The sequence below is a fragment of the Lactococcus sp. bn62 genome (assembly GCF_029492705.2).
In the GTDB taxonomy this organism is placed as follows: Bacteria; Bacillota; Bacilli; order Lactobacillales; family Streptococcaceae; genus Lactococcus; species Lactococcus petauri.
In genome coordinates this window covers 40,518-58,288 of sequence record NZ_CP120417.1, presented here as the reverse complement: position 1 = coordinate 58,288, position 17,771 = coordinate 40,518, and the positions used below count along the sequence as shown (strand labels likewise).

14 protein-coding genes are annotated in these 17,771 nt (G+C 39.8%); 11 read left to right on the top strand and 3 right to left on the bottom strand.

Annotated features, from left to right (window positions below; genetic code table 11):
• Nucleotides 1–78: 78 nt before the first annotated feature.
• The 3 genes from P3G65_RS00330 to plsX all read left to right on the top strand — a co-directional run bounded on the left by P3G65_RS00330 (nt 79) and on the right by plsX (nt 3,699).
• Nucleotides 79–1,707, top strand: coding sequence for an ATP-binding cassette domain-containing protein (locus tag P3G65_RS00330; protein ID WP_014024105.1), 1,629 nt, complete (start codon nt 79–81; stop codon nt 1,705–1,707).
• Nucleotides 1,708–1,782: 75 nt separating this feature from the next.
• Entirely contained in the window at nt 1,783–2,592 is an 810-nt protein-coding gene (locus tag P3G65_RS00325) for a Cof-type HAD-IIB family hydrolase (RefSeq protein ID WP_019292104.1), read from the top strand.
• Nucleotides 2,593–2,706: 114 nt separating this feature from the next.
• Nucleotides 2,707–3,699, top strand: a complete 993-nt coding sequence (gene plsX / locus P3G65_RS00320; RefSeq protein ID WP_019292103.1) for a phosphate acyltransferase PlsX — start codon at nt 2,707–2,709, stop codon at nt 3,697–3,699.
• Nucleotides 3,700–3,734: 35 nt separating this feature from the next.
• On the opposite strand, the gene mgtA is transcribed toward plsX, so the two are convergent.
• Both mgtA and P3G65_RS00310 read right to left on the bottom strand, forming a co-directional pair.
• Complete coding sequence (mgtA, locus tag P3G65_RS00315) at nt 3,735–6,332, bottom strand: magnesium-translocating P-type ATPase (RefSeq protein WP_019292146.1); 2,598 nt, start codon at nt 6,330–6,332, stop codon at nt 3,735–3,737.
• A 356-nt stretch (nt 6,333–6,688) separates the two neighbouring features.
• On the bottom strand, nt 6,689–7,129 hold the full coding sequence (locus tag P3G65_RS00310) for an OsmC family protein (protein WP_019292147.1): 441 nt from the start codon (nt 7,127–7,129) through the stop codon (nt 6,689–6,691).
• A 418-nt stretch (nt 7,130–7,547) separates the two neighbouring features.
• Here P3G65_RS00310 and trpS point away from each other — a divergent pair, with 418 nt between their 5' ends.
• From trpS to lpdA, 8 genes are all read left to right on the top strand, one after another.
• Nucleotides 7,548–8,579 carry a tryptophan--tRNA ligase gene (gene trpS, locus P3G65_RS00305; RefSeq protein ID WP_019292148.1) on the top strand — a complete coding sequence of 344 codons (1,032 nt, stop codon included), beginning with the start codon at nt 7,548–7,550 and terminating at the stop codon, nt 8,577–8,579.
• Between the two features lie 17 nt (nt 8,580–8,596).
• Nucleotides 8,597–9,235: an HD domain-containing protein gene (locus P3G65_RS00300; protein ID WP_019292149.1), complete on the top strand. Its 639-nt coding sequence runs from the start codon at nt 8,597–8,599 to the stop codon at nt 9,233–9,235.
• 11 nt (nt 9,236–9,246) lie between these two features.
• Nucleotides 9,247–10,017: a glycerophosphodiester phosphodiesterase gene (locus P3G65_RS00295; protein ID WP_019292150.1), complete on the top strand. Its 771-nt coding sequence runs from the start codon at nt 9,247–9,249 to the stop codon at nt 10,015–10,017.
• 204 nt (nt 10,018–10,221) lie between these two features.
• Nucleotides 10,222–11,217 carry a lipoate--protein ligase gene (locus tag P3G65_RS00290; protein WP_019292151.1) on the top strand — a complete coding sequence of 332 codons (996 nt, stop codon included), beginning with the start codon at nt 10,222–10,224 and terminating at the stop codon, nt 11,215–11,217.
• A gap of 31 nt (nt 11,218–11,248) precedes the next feature.
• Nucleotides 11,249–12,373 carry a thiamine pyrophosphate-dependent dehydrogenase E1 component subunit alpha gene (locus P3G65_RS00285; RefSeq protein ID WP_284071211.1) on the top strand — a complete coding sequence of 375 codons (1,125 nt, stop codon included), beginning with the start codon at nt 11,249–11,251 and terminating at the stop codon, nt 12,371–12,373.
• Nucleotides 12,374–12,375: 2 nt separating this feature from the next.
• Complete coding sequence (locus P3G65_RS00280) at nt 12,376–13,356, top strand: alpha-ketoacid dehydrogenase subunit beta (protein ID WP_003133589.1); 981 nt, start codon at nt 12,376–12,378, stop codon at nt 13,354–13,356.
• Nucleotides 13,349–14,920, top strand: coding sequence for a 2-oxo acid dehydrogenase subunit E2 (locus P3G65_RS00275; protein ID WP_019292152.1), 1,572 nt, complete (start codon nt 13,349–13,351; stop codon nt 14,918–14,920). The genes P3G65_RS00280 and P3G65_RS00275 overlap by 8 nt, the downstream gene beginning before the upstream one ends.
• Before the next feature lie 23 nt (nt 14,921–14,943).
• Entirely contained in the window at nt 14,944–16,365 is a 1,422-nt protein-coding gene (lpdA, locus tag P3G65_RS00270) for a dihydrolipoyl dehydrogenase (protein ID WP_284071210.1), read from the top strand.
• Nucleotides 16,366–16,399: 34 nt separating this feature from the next.
• Here lpdA and recO read toward each other — a convergent pair whose 3' ends face one another.
• On the bottom strand, nt 16,400–17,158 hold the full coding sequence (recO, locus tag P3G65_RS00265) for a DNA repair protein RecO (protein WP_019292795.1): 759 nt from the start codon (nt 17,156–17,158) through the stop codon (nt 16,400–16,402).
• Nucleotides 17,159–17,771: the final 613 nt, after the last annotated feature.

The window sequence follows — 17,771 nt, the reverse complement described above, 5'->3', positions numbered from 1 at the left end:
AATATGATAGAATAGGGCGATAACCTTTATAAAAGTTAACTTTTATAAATCAATATACTCTAGGAGAAAAATATATCCATGCTTACAGTTTCTGATGTTTCATTACAATTTTCTGACCGCAAGCTTTTTGATGACGTTAACATCAAGTTTACGGCAGGAAACTGCTATGGTTTAATCGGTGCCAATGGTGCCGGTAAATCAACTTTTTTAAAAATCTTGGATGGTGAAATCCAACCCACAACTGGTCACGTTTCAATGGGACCAAACGAGCGTATGTCTGTCCTCCGTCAAAATCACTATGACTATGAAGATCAAACACCGCTTGATGTTGTTATGATGGGTAATGAAAAGCTCTATGCCATCGCACAAGAAAAAAATGCCATCTACATGAAAGAAGACTTTTCGGATGAAGATGGAATGCGTGCTGCTGAACTCGAAGCGGAGTTTGGTGAAATGGGCGGTTACGAAGCCGAAGCCGAAGCAGCTCAACTGCTTCAAAGCTTAGGCATTAAGACTGAGCAACATTATGATCTCATGGCAAATCTGACTTCTGGCGAACACGTTAAGGTCCTTCTGGCACGCGCTCTTTTCGGTAAACCCGACGTTCTTCTCTTGGACGAACCAACTAATGGTTTGGATATTCAAGCGATCAACTGGCTTGAAGACTTCCTTATCAACTTTGAAAACACCGTTATCGTTGTATCCCATGACCGTCACTTCCTCAATAACGTTTGTACTTATATGGCTGACCTGGATTACGGCAAAATCAAACTTTATCCTGGTAACTACGATTTTTGGAAAGAATCTTCCGAGCTTGCCCTTCGTCTACAAGGAGATGCAAATCGTAAGGCTGAAGAAAAAATCAAAGAGCTGCAAGATTTCATCGCCCGCTTCTCGGCCAATGCTTCTAAATCAAAACAAGCCACATCACGTAAGAAAATGTTGGATAAAATCGAAGTGGAAAGCTTTGTACCTTCTTCTCGTAAATATCCTTTCATCGGTTTTGATCAAGAACGCGAAATCGGGAATGACTTACTCCGTGTAGATAATTTGTCCGTCGAAATCGACGGTGAAAAAGTCATTGACAACATCAGCTTTATCTTAGCCCCTGGTGACAAAACTGCCTTTATCGGTCAAAATGATATCCAAACAACTGCTTTGATTCGTGCCTTGATGGGCGATATCGAATACACAGGTGAAATTAAATGGGGTGTTACTTCATCACGTTCTTATCTTCCAAAAGATAACAGCCGTGACTTTGCGACAGACGAATCTATCTTGGATTGGCTCCGCCAATTTGTCTTAACTAAAGAAGAGGATGACAATACTTACCTCCGTGGTTTCTTGGGACGTATGCTCTTCAAAGGCGAAGAATCTCTCAAGTCTGTTTCTGTCCTTTCAGGGGGAGAAAAAGTTCGTGTTATGCTTTCTAAAATGATGTTGCAACGTGCAAATGTTTTAGTTCTTGATGATCCAACTAATCACTTGGACTTGGAGTCAATTTCTGCACTTAATGACGGACTGAAAAAATTCAAAGGCAGCATTATCTTTGCTTCACATGACCATGAATTTATCAATACGTTAGCAAATCATATCGTTGTTATTTCTAAGAACGGTGTCATTGATCGTATTGGAGAAACTTATGATGACTTCTTGGCTAATGACGAAGTCCAAGCTAAAGTGAAAGAACTTTGGTCTGAAGATTAAGATCAACTTTAAAAGAATAAATTGTTGCTCCGCCAAGACTATCTTGAAGCGGAGTATTTTTAATAAGGGGACAAGATGAGTAATCAATTGAAAATATTTGCGACAGATATGGATGGCACTTTTCTCGACGAAAACCGTGCCTACGATAAAAGTCGTCTACGTGATATTTTAAAAGAATTTAAAAAAAGAAATTATCTTTTTTGTGCAGCAAGCGGACGTCAACTCTTGGCTTTAGAAGAACTTTTTGACGAGTTCCAAGACCAAGTCGCTTTCTGTGCGGAAAATGGCGCCTTGGTTAAATACCAAGGCGAGATTCTCTACAGCAGTATCTTAGGTCAAGATAAGGCCAGCAAACTCGTTGAACTTGTACGTCAAAATCCACACATGCATCGTGATGTTGTTCTCTTTTCAGGACTCAACGGTGCTTATGCACTTCAAACAGCCGATCCACAATTTGTCGAATTTGCCAATCTCTATTATTCTGATTTAAAATTGGTACAATCAGTCCATGATATTGAAGATGAAATCTTAAAAGTCTGTGTGGAGTTTCCACCAGAACAAATCCGCGAATGTGAAGACTGGATAAATGCACAAATGACCGATATTCGTGCAACAACGACCGGCTTCCGCTCTATTGACATCATGTCAGCTGGAATCAGCAAGGCTACAGGCCTCTCACACTTGCTCACACACCTCCAATCAAGTCCGGAGTCACTTACAGCTTTTGGTGATCAAAGCAATGACTTAGAAATGCTGGAATTAGCAGGTACCGCTGTAGCCGTTGAGAATGCTATTCCGGAGGTTTTGAAAATTTCCGATAAGGTTATCGGTCACAATCGCGACGCAGCAGTCTTAACTGAGCTCGAAGCCATTTTGGCACATTAATCAAGAGTATGAGCCTTGCCTCATACTTTTTTGACTGTTTTCAGCCTCAATCATATTGGCAAAAACAAAAGATTTTCGTTATAATTGAACAGAGAAATTATCGGAGGATACACTATGAGAATCGCAATTGATGCTATGGGTGGCGACTTTGCACCCGAGTCAATCGTTAAAGGAATTAATTTAGCAAAAAAAGAATTTCCAAATATTGAGTTTCAGCTCTACGGAAAACCTGAAGCAATTAAAGCACATTTAGAGGATGAAAAAAACGTAAAAATCATCGCAACAACTGAGCTTATCGACTTCCACGATGAGCCAGTAAAAGCTATCCGCAAGAAAAAAGATAGCTCTCTCGTCCGTGCGGTTAAAGCAGTCAAAGATGGTGAAGCTGATGCTGTTCTTTCTGCGGGAAACACTGGTGCTCTGCTTGCTGCTGGCTTATTTATTGTCGGTCGCATCAAACAGATCGACCGGCCAGCTCTTATGAGTACACTTCCTACTGCAGATGGTACAGGCTTCGATATGTTAGATTTAGGTGCTAACGCTGAAAATAAACCTGAACATCTGGCTGACTTCGCTATTTTAGGAAGCTACTATGCGGCCAATGTACGTGGTGTTAAAAATCCTCGTGTAGCACTTCTCTCCAACGGATCTGAAGAATCAAAAGGTTCAACGATGATTAAAGAAACGCATGCTTTACTCTCAAATATTGAAGATATTAATTTTATTGGTAATATTGAATCGCGTGACATCTTGACTGGAGCAGCTGATGTCGTTGTCGCTGATGGTTTCACGGGAAACGCTGTGCTTAAAGCTATCGAAGGGACTGCAAGTGTTCTGATGCGTCAAATCAAAAACGGCATCATGAATGGAGGATTCACCACTAAAATCGGTGGTGCTCTTGTGAAAAAAGAACTCAGTAAACTCAAAGACACGATGAGTACCGATAGCGCGGGTGGTGCAGCTTTAGTAGGTGTCAAAGCACCTGTTATCAAGGCTCACGGTAATTCTAGCCCTGAGGCCATTGTTTCAACGATTCGTCAAATCCATCGGATGCTAGAAACGGATGTTACTGGCCAACTAGTGAAACATTTCGAAGACAAAAACTAATAAAAAAGCTTTACCATTATGGTAAAGCTTTTTTATTAGTTATATTTCTTGTAGTACACATTTTTGACAAACTGTAACAATAAGAGATAAGCAAGGATAATTAGACCCCAGTAGAAGAAGAATTGAACAGGCAAGTGTGCTAAGTCAATAATTGATCCATATGAACTTAAAATCAATGTAAAGCCAACGACAAATGCGCCAATTGTGGAAAGAATGACTGGCAATGAAGGACGACTTTGCAAGAAGGGGACTTTTTTGGTACGCAAGATATGGAAAGCCAAAGCTTGTGTACCTAAGCTGACTGCAAACCAACCTGCTTGGAAAAGGTTAGCATGGGCAACTGTATTGAAGCCAAAGACATACCACAATACAAGGAAAGTGATGATGTCAAAGATAGAAGACACGGGTCCAACAATAAATGCAAAACGGGCAAGACCTTTAGTTTGCCATTTCACTGGACGCGCAATGTCTTCTTCGTCAACATTATCCCAAGGGATTGAAAGTTGACTCATGTCATAAATCAGATTCAAAGTTAAAATTTGTAAACTGAGCATTGGCAAGAAAGGTAAAAAGGCGCTAGCCACCAAGACTGAAAAGACATTCCCAAAGTTTGAGGATAAAGTGATACGAATATACTTCATCATGTTTGTAAAGACTTTACGTCCTTCAGTGACACCCGTTTCCAAGACCTGTAAACTTTTCTCGAGCAGAATGATATTTGAGGCGTCTTTAGTAATATCGGCTGCAGTGTCAACTGAAATCCCGATATCTGCCGCACGTAAACTTGGGGCGTCATTTATTCCGTCTCCCATAAAACCAACCGTGTGAACCTTACGAATAAGTTCAATAATTCGTGCCTTTTGCATCGGATTTAATTTTGCAAAAAGGTGTACTTCCATAGCTGTATTGAACAGTTCTTCATCATCCATAAGATCAATTTCACTTCCGATACAATAACGATCAACCGGAATTCCAACATCTTCACAAACTTTTTGCGCTACAATGGCATTATCACCTGTCAACACTTTTACAGTTACACCGTGATTTTGTAAACTATTGATTGCTTTAGCAGCAGATTCTTTAGCCGGATCCAGGAAACCGATAAATCCGACAAGTGTCATATCACGCTCGCTATCAGAGTCAAAGTCTTCTAGTTCATCATCTGAAATGATTCGTTCAGCAATAGTTAAGACACGCATGCCTTGCATATTCATTTCACGGTTGACTTCTTTCATCTCTGCTAAACGTTCTTCCGTAATTTCAACACGTTTCCCGTCTTCCATTACATGTGTACAGATGGCTTGCATCTCCTCAACGGCACCTTTTGTGACCATCAAGTTTTTATTATCGGTTTTTACAACGACAGATAAAAGACGACGTGAGAAATCAAAAGGAATCTCATCTACTTTTGTAATATTTTCATCAGGCAATTCACGGCCCAATTTTTTGAAATAGTCAATGACAGCAACGTCCATCAGATTTTTCCAACCGGTTTGGAAGTTAGAATTGATAAAAGCGGAATTTAATACTTCATCTGCCTTATTGCCACGAGAATTTACATATTCAACCATAACGACACGGTCTTCTGTAATTGTGCCTGTCTTATCTGTACAAAGTATATCCATCGAACCTAGATTCTGGATAGCAGATAGATTTTTTACAATGACTTTTTCTTTACTGAGAGCCACTGCACCTTTAGCCAAGTTCGCATTGACAATCATGGGCAGCATTTCAGGTGTAAGACCGACAGCTACAGCGATGGCAAAGAAGAATGATGTTTCAAAATCGCCTTTTGTTACCCAGTTCAAAACCAAAACAACTGGGAACATAATCGCAACTAAAGTCAATAGAAGGCGACTTACACGGCTCAATCCTTTATCAAAAGCGGATTCAACCTTTGTTGCTGTGGCTTTACTGGCAATATCACCGAACATGGTAGAAGCACCAGTTTTAACGATTAAAATCTCACCATTTCCTGATAAGACATCTGTTCCCATAAAGAGAACATTTGGAGCATCAAGTGCTGACGTAACTTCCCAATCAATTTGCTCATCTTCATCTAAATCCTCCGGCAAACGCTTCTCGACTGGGAAAGATTCACCGGTTAAAGAGGCTTGATTGATAAAGAGATCTCGGTGTGAGAGTAGAATAGCATCTGCTGGTATCATATCTCCCGTTTGAAGTTGAATGATATCTCCTGGAACAACTTCGTCCATTGGGATTTCAAAATTTTCCGCTCCACGTTTAACATTTGTGGTATTTTCAATCATCTCATGTAAAGCGATTGAAGCTTTTTGTGACTTGTATTCCTGTACAAAACTAACACCAGCAGATACGGTAACCATGAGCAACATGTAAAGTGCGCCCTCCATATCTCCTGTCAATGCGGAAACAACTGCCAAAAAAGCAAGAACAAAAACAAATGGATTTTTAAAAGCATGGAGCAGAATAATATACCAGGGAATGGGTTGCTGACTTGCAACCACATTCGGTCCGTATTCGTCTAAGCGTTCCTCAGCCTGTTCAGCGTTCAAACCCGTAAAACTCGTGTTTAAACGTTCAAAAAGCTCGTCACGATTCAACTGTGCCAACTCTTTTAGCACATCGTTTTTGTTTGTTTTCATTTTTTGCATACTTGCACCTCCCTCATTTCTAGGGCGTAAACCTTTGAAGGCCTACTTTTCTTTTATTATGGTGTGGTTTGCGAAATTCCTCTCTTTATTCTACTACAAATTATAGGAAAGTCCTATGAAGATACTTAATCGAAATTATAAAGTAATTTATTATACATACATGAACACACTTCACTTCTTAGTGTTATATTTGTAACCAAAACCAGATGAACCACATGTAAACTTAGTTGACACATTCTTGACAACTCCTCTTGTCTTGCTCGAAAGGTTATGCACATGTTTACAACTTTATTTTTGTACAAAAAAAACATGTGGAAAGATATGGAGGCACCTTTCCACATGTTAATAACTGTAGTTTAAATCACTAATTCAGCATCAAGTTCAATAGGAACTGATGCTAAAGCTTTAGAAACCGGACATGTTGCTTCGATTTCTTTTGCTAACTTTTGGAATTCATCATCAGAAATTCCAGCAATTTTAGATTGGTTTTTCAGATGGATTTTTGTAATCGCAGGACCATCGGCTGTTACCGCAAAGGTAACATCTGCTTGGGTATATATATTATTGACCTTGTAACCTTTTTCGCTTAAAAGCAATGAGAATGCCATGCTAAAACAAGCAGCATGTGCTGCACCCAAAAGTTCCTCTGGGGTTGTTATTGATGCCGAATGCTCTGCGCGCGCTTCAAAATTATAAGGTGTATCAGTAAATACTTGTGAAGAATCTAGACTGATGGTACCTGAACCATTTTCTAAATCTCCTTGCCATTGTGCTGATGCTGTGGATACATTTGCCATATTTTTCTCCTTTTTATGTTATAAATAGTTAGTTTTCCTATATTCTCAGTATAGGATTTTATTATAGCCTTTTCAAGAGATTGGGCTCAGACTTATTTGACATTATTTGAAAATAAATGTAGAATTTGTACTATCAGAAGAGTAGCTTTTCAAAGAATTCTTTAGGAAGTTGACGGTTGTGCAAGTCAATGTTTTCAGAAAAGTGAATGGGCTGATAATAACAAAAAATGATTTTAAGCAATATAAATCACGGCTGCTCCCGTTAAAAAAGCACTCGTTCCTAGGACGAGCTAGAGGAAATTCTTAAGGAATTTCGAATTACGGTGGTACCGCGTGTTAACGCCCGTAAAGTATTTTTACAATGCTTTACGGGTTTTTTTGTTATAAAAATTTGTACATCAAGAAGGAGAGAACTATCATGAATAAACCTACAATCTTAACTGGCGATCGCCCTACGGGCAAACTCCATATCGGACATTATGTTGGCTCACTTAAAAATCGTGTGCTTCTACAAAACACAGGAAAATACAACATGTTTGTTTTCCTTGCCGACCAACAAGCACTCACCGATCATGCTAAAGAACCAGAAAAAATTATCCAATCTGTTGGAGACGTGGCTTTAGATTATTTGGCTGCTGGCCTCGATCCAGAAAAATCAACCATTTTTATCCAGTCCCAAATTCCTGAATTGGCAGAACTTTCAATGTATTATATGAATTTAGTCTCTCTAGCACGACTTGAACGTAATCCTACAGTTAAAACAGAAATTGCTCAAAAAGCCTTTGGTGAATCTATTCCTGCTGGCTTCTTAGTTTATCCTATCGCTCAAGCCGCAGATATTACAGCCTTTAAAGCCAATCTGGTTCCTGTAGGAAATGACCAGAAACCAATGATTGAACAATGTCGCGAAATCGCCCGTTCTTTCAATAATGCATATAACTGTGACGTTTTAGTTGAACCTGAAGGACTTTATCCAGAAAATGAAGCGGCAGGACGTCTTCCTGGGCTTGATGGGAATGCAAAAATGTCTAAATCACTTGGTAACGGCATCTATCTGGCTGATGATATGGATACGCTCAAAAAGAAAGTGATGAGCATGTACACAGATCCCGACCACATCAAGGTTGAGGATCCAGGTAAAATTGAGGGCAATATGGTCTTCCATTATCTTGATGTTTTTGGACGTGAGGAAGATGCTACTACTATTGCTGAGATGAAAGAGCATTATCAAGCTGGGGGCTTAGGAGATGTAAAAACTAAACGCTATCTATTGGATATTCTCGACCGTGAACTCTCTCCAATTCGTGAACGCCGCATCGAATTCGCTAAAGACATGGGCGCTGTTTATGATATGCTTCAAGCGGGCTCTGAAAAAGCACGCGCTGTTGCTGCAAATACCTTATCTGAAGTAAAATCAGCGATGGGTATTAACTACTTTGATGCTAAATAAAAAGAAGGCAAGAACTTATGACAACTCAAGAAAAAATTGCCGCATTTGCCAAGAAAATCCATGAGAATAACAATGATGGACATGGCTTTGATCACGTCAGTCGCGTTGTCAAGCTCGCAAAGCAAATTCTTGCTACTGAGCCCCTTGCAGATTCGGATTTAGTTATTGCTGCGGCTTACCTGCACGATATCTATGATGAAAAGCTCTGTGCCAATGTTGACAAACACAAACAGGACCTTGCAGCCTTCTTAACTTCCTTAGATTTTTCCAAAGAGAAGCAGGATAAAATCTTTTACATCATTGACAATATGAGTTATTCTACTAACCTTTTGGAGAAAAAAGAACTCGACATCAATGGTCAAATCGTCCAAGATGCCGACCGTCTTGATGCGATGGGCGCTTGGGGCATTGTGCGGACTTTAGAGTATGGCTGGGCCAAAGGTCGCACCTTTTACGCCCCACAAATATTACCCGAAAAGTTTGAGAATAAGCATACTTACCACCAAAACCAAGGCACAACGCTCAATCATTTTTACGAAAAGCTCTTTTTGCTCAAAAATTTACTAAACACAGCACATGCTAAAAAATTAGCTGAGAAAAGAGATAAAATTATGCATGATTTTGTCACGGCTATCGAAGATGAATACAATATTTAGAAGGAAAAGATATGGACTTAGAGAAAAATGATTCTTATATGAAAAATCAGAATACTTGTCTTATTTTTGCTCACCGTGGCTCAAAATGTAACCGACCTGAGAATACGTTAGCCGCCTTCCAAGAAGCTCTTCGTGTCAAATCAGACGGTATTGAACTCGATGTCCATCTGTCTAAGGATAATCAATTAGTCGTCATTCATGACGAAAAAGTCAATCGGACAACCTCTGGAAAAGGACGTGTCCGTGACTTAAGACTGGCAGAACTTAAACAATTAGATGCTGGCTCTTGGTTTGATAGCCGTTTCAGGGGAGAACGTATTCCTACATTACAGGAAGTTATAAATCTGCTGACAAAAGAGAACTTTACAGGCTTCTTAAACATTGAGTTTAAGACCGACATTATTGACTACCCAGATATCGAAGAAAAAGTATTGGAGTTGGTTGCTCAACAAACTCTTCCATTTACAATCATCTATTCTTCTTTTAATGTCAATACACTTCAGCGGCTTCAGGATCTCGGTGTAAAAGATGAAATAGCCTACCTTGCAGGTAAAAAATTACAGAAGGTAAGCCTAAATAAAGTAGAGAACTTTATGTCCAGTCTTCATTTGAAAAAAAAGTATGTTTTAAAGTACCCCGAACTTCTAGCTTCTGATCATCGGCCAATCCGGCTCTGGGGGATTGATTCGGAAACGGACATGCGCTATGCCTTTCAGCATAATATAGCAGGAATTTTTACAGATTTTCCTGAAAAAGCACGACACATCAGGCAAGATTTATAAAAATTATTGAACTCATAAAAAACATGCCAATGCATGTTTTTTTTACATTCATAACTTCACAAATTTTTCAAAGAAATAGCATAATATTCAATTATGATAGCGGAGTCATTTTTCTTTACATTCTATTTCACAAGGGATATAATGAAACTATATGTGTTCAATGTCAAAGACATTTGACATATATTTTTAATGGAAGGAGAATCTATGCAATATATCAATTATCTCGGGCAGGATGCCTATACTAACATTGCGATGGATTCTTGGTTATTAAACAATCTGAAAGCAGACGAACCCGTATTTTCCCTTTGGCAAAATAAGCGCGCTGTTATCGTTGGACGTAACCAAAATACTTTTGCTGAGATAAACCAAGATTATATTGATCAACATGATGTACAAGTTGTACGTCGCGTATCTGGTGGTGGTGCTGTCTATCATGATGAGGGAAATATTTGTTTTACATTTTTTGTTCCCGTAGCCAGTTCAGCCCAGGTCAACTTTCATCAATTCGTGAAACCCATGTATGATGCACTTCGCTCCCTTGGTATTGAAGCCGAAATTACTGGAAGAAATGATTTAGAAATTTCGGGGAAAAAAGTTTCGGGGAACGCTCAACGTTACGCTGGTGGTTACCTTATGCACCACGGTACTTTACTTTGGGATACTGATGTGGAGGCGATGATCCGCTCACTGAATGTCTCTGACGAAAAGTTTGTCTCTAAGGCTGCTAAATCTGTTCGCGCACGTGTCGGGAACATTAAAGACTTTGCCCCTGACTTAAACTTAGATACTTTTATCGATGCCCTCAAATACTATTTGACGGACCAAGGTAAAGATGGTGAATATATTCTGAGCGATGAACAGCTGGCTGGTATAAAGGTTGCACGTGATGAACAATTTTCAACTTGGGATTGGAATTATGGTGAAAGCCCTAAATTCAGTTTCAACAACCATGCCAAATTTACTGGTGGATCAATTGATATCCAAGTTGACGTTGATAATGGTCTGATTACTGATATTAATTTCTTGGGGGATTTCCTTGGTGTCCGTGACTGGCGTGATATCAAACAAGATTTTATCGGTCTTCCATTTAATCCAGATGCTGTCTATGAAGTTTTAGAGAAAAACAAAGCAGGTCAGTATTTTGGAACAATTGAAAACAACGAACTTTCACAGCTTTTTAGAGCTGATGAATTAGTTTAAAAACAAGAATGAAGAAGAAAGTGAGATATTTATGTCAAACAGCACAAAAATCCTCGATTTCAAAGAACAATTAGAATTACAAGATAGCGCATTTCCAACGCTTCAAATCTTAGACGAAAATGGAAAAATCGTTGACGAAGAAGGCCTTAAACGTGCCGATCTTTCAGATCAAGATTTAGTAGAACTCTTTAAAAACATGCTTCTTAGTCGTCAAATTGACATCCGTTGCATGAAGCTTGCTAAGCAAGGTCGTATGGGATTCTTTGGACCAACTGCAGGTCAAGAAGCTTCTCAAATGGCTTCTGCTTTTGCATTCACTGACGAAGACTGGCTTTTTCCAGGTTATCGTGACTTACCACAAATTTACGCAAAAGGTTGGCCAATTTGGAAGGGGCTCCTCTGGTCTCGTGGTCACCAACTCGGTAACGAATATACAACAGACGAAGGTGCGGAAGTAAAATCTTGGTTCCCACAAATCATCATTGGTGCTCAATATGTTGAAGCTGCTGGTGTTGCTTTGGGCCTTAAAAAACGTAAAAAAGATGCAGTTGCCTTTGTTTACACAGGTGATGGTGGTTCATCTCAAGGTGATACTTATGAAGGTATCAACTTTGCTTCTGCTTACAAAGCTCCTCTTGTTGCTTTTATCCAAAATAATGGTTATGCAATCTCAACACCACGTGAACTCCAAACAGCAGCACCTCACTTGGCTGCTAAAGGTTGGGCAGCTGGTGCGCCTTCTATCGTTGTAGACGGTAACGATGCAATCGCTATGTATTTAGCAGCTAAAGAAGCTCGTGCTTGGGCTGTTGCTGGTAATGGACCGGTAGTTATTGAAGCTCTTACTAACCGTTTGGAGCCACATTCAACAGCTGGTGATGATCCACTTCGTTACCGTAGCCAAGAAGGACTTGATGCTTGGTGGGCAAAAGAGCCATTACTCCGTATGCGTACTTACTTGACTGAAAAAGGTATCTGGGATGATGCTCAAGAAGAAGCTTATATCGCAGAACTTGATGCTCGTATCGATGCAGACATCAAGAAAGCAAATAATGTTGAAAAACAAAAAATCTCAAGCTTCTTGAAAAACACACTTGAAGTACCTAGCCAAGTGATGGCAGAACAAATTGCAAAATTTAAAAGTGAGGGCAAGTAAACATGGCAGTAAAAACTTATATTGCAGCAATCACAGAAGCGCTTGACTTGGCGCTTGAACGTGACGAAAACACATTGATCTTCGGTGAAGACGTTGGACAAAATGGTGGGGTATTCCGTGCAACCGACGGACTCCAAGCCAAACACGGAGAAGACCGCGTCTTCAACACACCTTTAGCTGAATCTGGTATTGGTGGTTTAGCAATTGGTCTTTCAACTCAAGGCTTCCGCCCTGTTATGGAAATCCAATTTGGCACATTTGTGTATGAAGTTTTTGACTCAATTGCTGGACAAATGTCTCGTACACGTTACCGTTTTAATAACACACGTCATAACCCAATTGTTATCCGTACACCTTATGGTATCGGTACAAAAACACCTGAAATGCATGCCGATTCTATTGAAGGGCTCTTTGCTCAAATTCCTGGTCTTCGTGTTGTTATGCCTTCAAATCCGGCTGATGCTAAAGGTCTCCTTTTGGCAGCCATTGAAAATAATGACCCTGTAATGTACCTTGAAAACTTACACCTTTATCGTTCTGTTAAGGGTGAAGTTCCAGAAGGTTATTACACAACACCTTTAGACCAAGCAGTGGTTGCTAAAGAAGGTTCAGACGTTTCAATTATCGCTTATGGTGGTACAGTTCCTTTGGCTATCAAGGCTGCTGAACAACTCGAAAAAGAAGGTGTTAGCGCTGAAGTTCTTGATTTGCGTACTGTTTCACCACTTGACATCAAATCAATCGGTGAAACAGTTGAAAAAACTGGACGTGTTGTTGTCGTTCAAGAAGCTCAACGTACAGCTGGTATTGCTGCTAACGTTATGGCGGAAATTTCAGAACGTTTCGTTCTGTCACTTAAAGCACCTATCGGCCGTGTAGCGGGGCCAGATTCTATCTTCCCATTTGCTCAAGCCGAAAATGACTGGGCAATTAAAGCTGACGATATTGTGAAAAAAGTGAAAGAGGTAGTAGATTATGACTGAAATTTTTAAAATGCCTGATATCGGCGAAGGCATGCACGAAGGCGATATCGCCAACTGGCTTGTAAAAGTCGGAGATGTCGTTAAAGAAGACGATCCAGTAGCCGAAGTACAAAATGACAAATTGATGCAAGAAATTTTGTCTCCTTACTCTGGTACTGTAACAAAACTTTTCGTTGAAGCTGGAACAACTGTTGAAGTTGGCGCTCCACTTATCGAATATGATGGAGATGGCTCAGGTGAAGCTGGTACTACTGAAGCATCTCCCGCTGCTGCTTCTGAAGCTCCTTCAGGTGATGCTCAAATCTTCACTATGCCTGATATCGGTGAAGGTATGCACGAAGGTGATATCGCCAACTGGCTTGTAAAAGTCGGAGACGACGTCAAAGAAGATGATCCTGTTGCTGAAGTACAAAACGACAAATTGATGCAAGAGATCTTGTCTCCTTACTCTGGTAAAGTTACAAAACTCTTTGTTGAGGCTGGAACAACTGTTGAAGTCGGCGCTCCACTTATCGAATACAATGGTAATGGTTCTACAGCTGCCGCTACTCCAGCTCCTAAAGCTGCTACAACAGCAGCTGCCGATACAGCACCTTCTGCTCCTAAAACTGAAGGTGGTGCTACAACACGTACTACTGCAGACGGTCGCGTTCTTGCGATGCCATCTGTACGTCACTATGCGCGTGAACACGGTATTGATTTGACTCAAGTTCAATCTACAGGTCGTCATGGACACACAACCTTGGCAGATGTCAAAGCCTTTGCTTCTGGCGCAGCTGCTCCTGCGGAAGCTAAGCCAGCTCCTAAGGCTGATGCAGCTAAACCTGCTGCTCCTAAACCAGCTCCAGCTCCTGTACAAGCAGCTGAAGGTGATCGTCGTGAGCCAATGACGCCAACACGTAAAGCCATCTCAAACGCGATGAGCACACAAAATGCAAATATTCCAGCGGTTACTAACTTTGACCAAGTGGAAGTTTCTAAACTTGTTGCTCACCGTAAAGAATACAAAGAAATTGCGGCTAAACAAGATGTTAAACTTACTTACCTTGCTTACGTGACTAAAGCCTTGGCTGCTACAGCTAAGAAATTCCCAGAAATTAACGCATCTATCGACGGTACGGATATTGTTTACCATAATGATGTAAACATTGGTATCGCCGTAAATGCGCCAAGCGGACTTTATGTACCTGTGATTAAAAATGCAGATAAGAAATCAATCTTTACTATTGCTAAAGAAATTTCTGAACTTGCTGAAGCTGTACGTACTGGTTCTATCAAACCAGACCAAATGCGCGGTTCAACAATCACAATTTCAAATATTGGTTCTGCTCGCGGCACTTGGTTTACACCAATCATCAATGGTTCTGACGTTATGATCCTTGGCCTTGGTTCAATCGTTAAAGAACCAATCGTTAACGCTGAAGGTGAATTAGCTGTTGGTCAAAACATGAAGCTTTCTGTAAGTTATGACCACCGTCTCATCGATGGTATGCTCGGACAAGGTTCATTGAACTATCTTAAGAGTCTTTTAGCTGATCCAGCTTACATGCTCATGGAAGTTTAAGAAGAAAAGAGGAAAGAATAATTATGGTTGTTGGTGCACAAGCCACTGAAGTAGATACAGTTGTCATCGGATCAGGCCCTGGCGGTTACGTTGCGGCGATTCGTGCGGCTGAACTTGGTAAAAAAGTTGTTGTTATCGAAAAAGATAACGTAGGTGGGGTCTGCCTTAATATTGGTTGTATCCCTTCAAAAGCCTTGATTAACGTGGGACACCACTATCAAGACGCTCTTAAACAAGAAGCAGTCAAAAGTCCTTTTGGACTTTCTAACGGTGAAGTAAATCTTGATTGGGCCGCTGCTCAATCATGGAAAGATGAAAAAGTTGTGAAGCAACTCACTGGCGGTATCGCAATGCTCCTGAAAAAGCATAAAATTGAGTTGATTAAAGGAACAGCTGAATTCATCGATAATGAAACAATTAACGTGGAGCAAGAAGACGGCTTCCAATTGTTGAACTTCCAAAATGCAATTATTGCTACAGGTTCACGTCCAATTGAAATCCCAAGTTTCCCTTACGGCGGACGCATTATTGATTCAACAGGTGCCCTTAATCTGAAGGAAATCCCTAAACATTTGATCATCGTTGGTGGTGGTGTTATCGGTTCTGAACTTGGTGGCGCCTACCGTATGTTAGGTTCTAAAATTACTATTGTTGAAGGATTAGATCACATCTTGAATGGTTTTGACAAAGAAATGTCAGACATCATTGCTAACCGTGTAAAAACTGCTGGTTCAGAAATCTTCACTTCTGCTATGGCAAAATCTGCGACTCAAACAGATACAGATGTTACTTTAACTTTCGAAGTAGATGGTAAAGAACAAACTGTTACGGGTGACTACTTACTCGTATCCGTAGGTCGTCGTCCAAATACTGACATGTTAGGTCTTAACAACACTGACGTTAAGCTTACAGATCGTGGCCTCATCGAAGTCGATGACTCATTCCAAACTTCTGTACCACACATCTATGCTATTGGTGACGTTGTTCCTGGACCAATGCTCGCACACAAAGCATCATTCCAAGCGAAGATTGCGGCGGCGGCCATTGCGGGCGGAGAAGACGCTGTGGACTTGCATATCGCTCTTCCTGCTGTTGCTTATACAACAACAGAGTTGGCTACTGTAGGTGAAACACCTGAATCTGTAAAAGATCGTATGGATCAAGTTAAAATCAGCAAATTCCCATTTGCAGCTAACGGACGTGCTATCTCAATGGACGATACGACAGGTTTCATTCGTTTAATTACAGAGAACAAAGAAGGTGCCGTTATTGGTGCACAAATCGTTGGTCCTGGAGCTTCTGACTTGATTTCAGGTCTTGCTCTTGCAATCGAAAACGGTTTGACTTCAAAAGATATTTCCTTAACTATCCAACCTCACCCAACACTTGGTGAAGCTATCATGGATACAGCTGAAATTGCTGATGGATTACCTATCCACGTTTAAAAGAATAAAAAAAGCATTCATCTGAATGCTTTTTTTATTCTTTCATAATGTCGGCCCAATCTTTCATTCCATCTAAAAACTTTTTAGATTTCAAATGAATACCCACATACTCATCGTAGATACCATCAATAAATAAACGTATCTTTTCTTTCATCTCTCTTTTAACAGATATTTTCTCGAGTTGATCTAAAGATATTTCCTGAAAGAGATTAACCAAATAAAGAACGTTTGGATCCAGATGTAAGCGACGCATATCCTCATCAAAATGATTTTTGCAAAGGCAAGCGTTGAATTTATAGGAATAATCAAAAGGACCTTGCTTACTATGGCAAAAAGCACATTCCGTACAATTTAGAGCAACTCCAAAACGACTTAAAACTTGGATTTCAAAAATATTGGTAATGATTTCTTTATCAAAACCTTGATCCAACAAGTCCATACACTTAATCACGAAAGCATAAAGAGAAGAATCATATTGGTTATCCGGAATTGCTGCATCAGCTAGACTAATAATGTAAGAAGCATGAGCATTAAGGAAAATATCCTCACTGATACGCTTATAAGTTACGGCTTCACTTACATCATCAAGAAAGGAAAAACCTTCATCATTGATTGTTCCCATCAAACTTGCAGCTGTAAAGTTTTGTAAACTGCTGGCATATTTAGAACGTGCAAAATTTTTAACAAAAAACATACGCTTGCCAAAAGACTCAGTAAAAATCTTGACCAACTTATCCTTTTCACGATAATTTTTAGTATACAGGACAAGCCCACGGGTTTCAACACTCTTCATTCTTATATTTTACCACACCACTTAAATAAGGCCTAATGAGTGTCACTGAATGTAAAATATTGATTAAAATATGAAATTAGGTATAAATAACATATAATGACTTTCAACTAAAACGTAGTTAAAAACGTAACTAATTTTTGTCAGGCAAGGAGCTGTATATTAAAAATATACGGCTTTTTTTATTACCAAAATCTTACGAAAAACAGTCCTTTTTTACCATTGCTTTTAGGACAAGTACAAGATCTAAAAATAACGTGTATAAACTTTTTCACTATTGTGTTCCCTTAAGAACTACTTTTACAAACGTGATAACCACGCGCTTTATAAGCTCTGTTTTGTGTCTTTTTCGCAGTTCTTATGCGTGCTAAGGACACTATCAAATGCTATTTATCCCCACAGTTGAGCAATTTCTACTCAGAAAAAAAATATTTTCAGAACTCCGTACACTTGGAAAAAGCTAATCTCACTCGGTTCTTTTAGCTTTTATTTTTTTATTCGAGAGGTGGGGGGATAGTCAATTAATAATTTAACACCCCCTTTACTTTTTAAAATGTTGTGCAACTTTATCCGTGACTACACCTAACCTATCCTCTATCGAAATTTTTCATTTTAT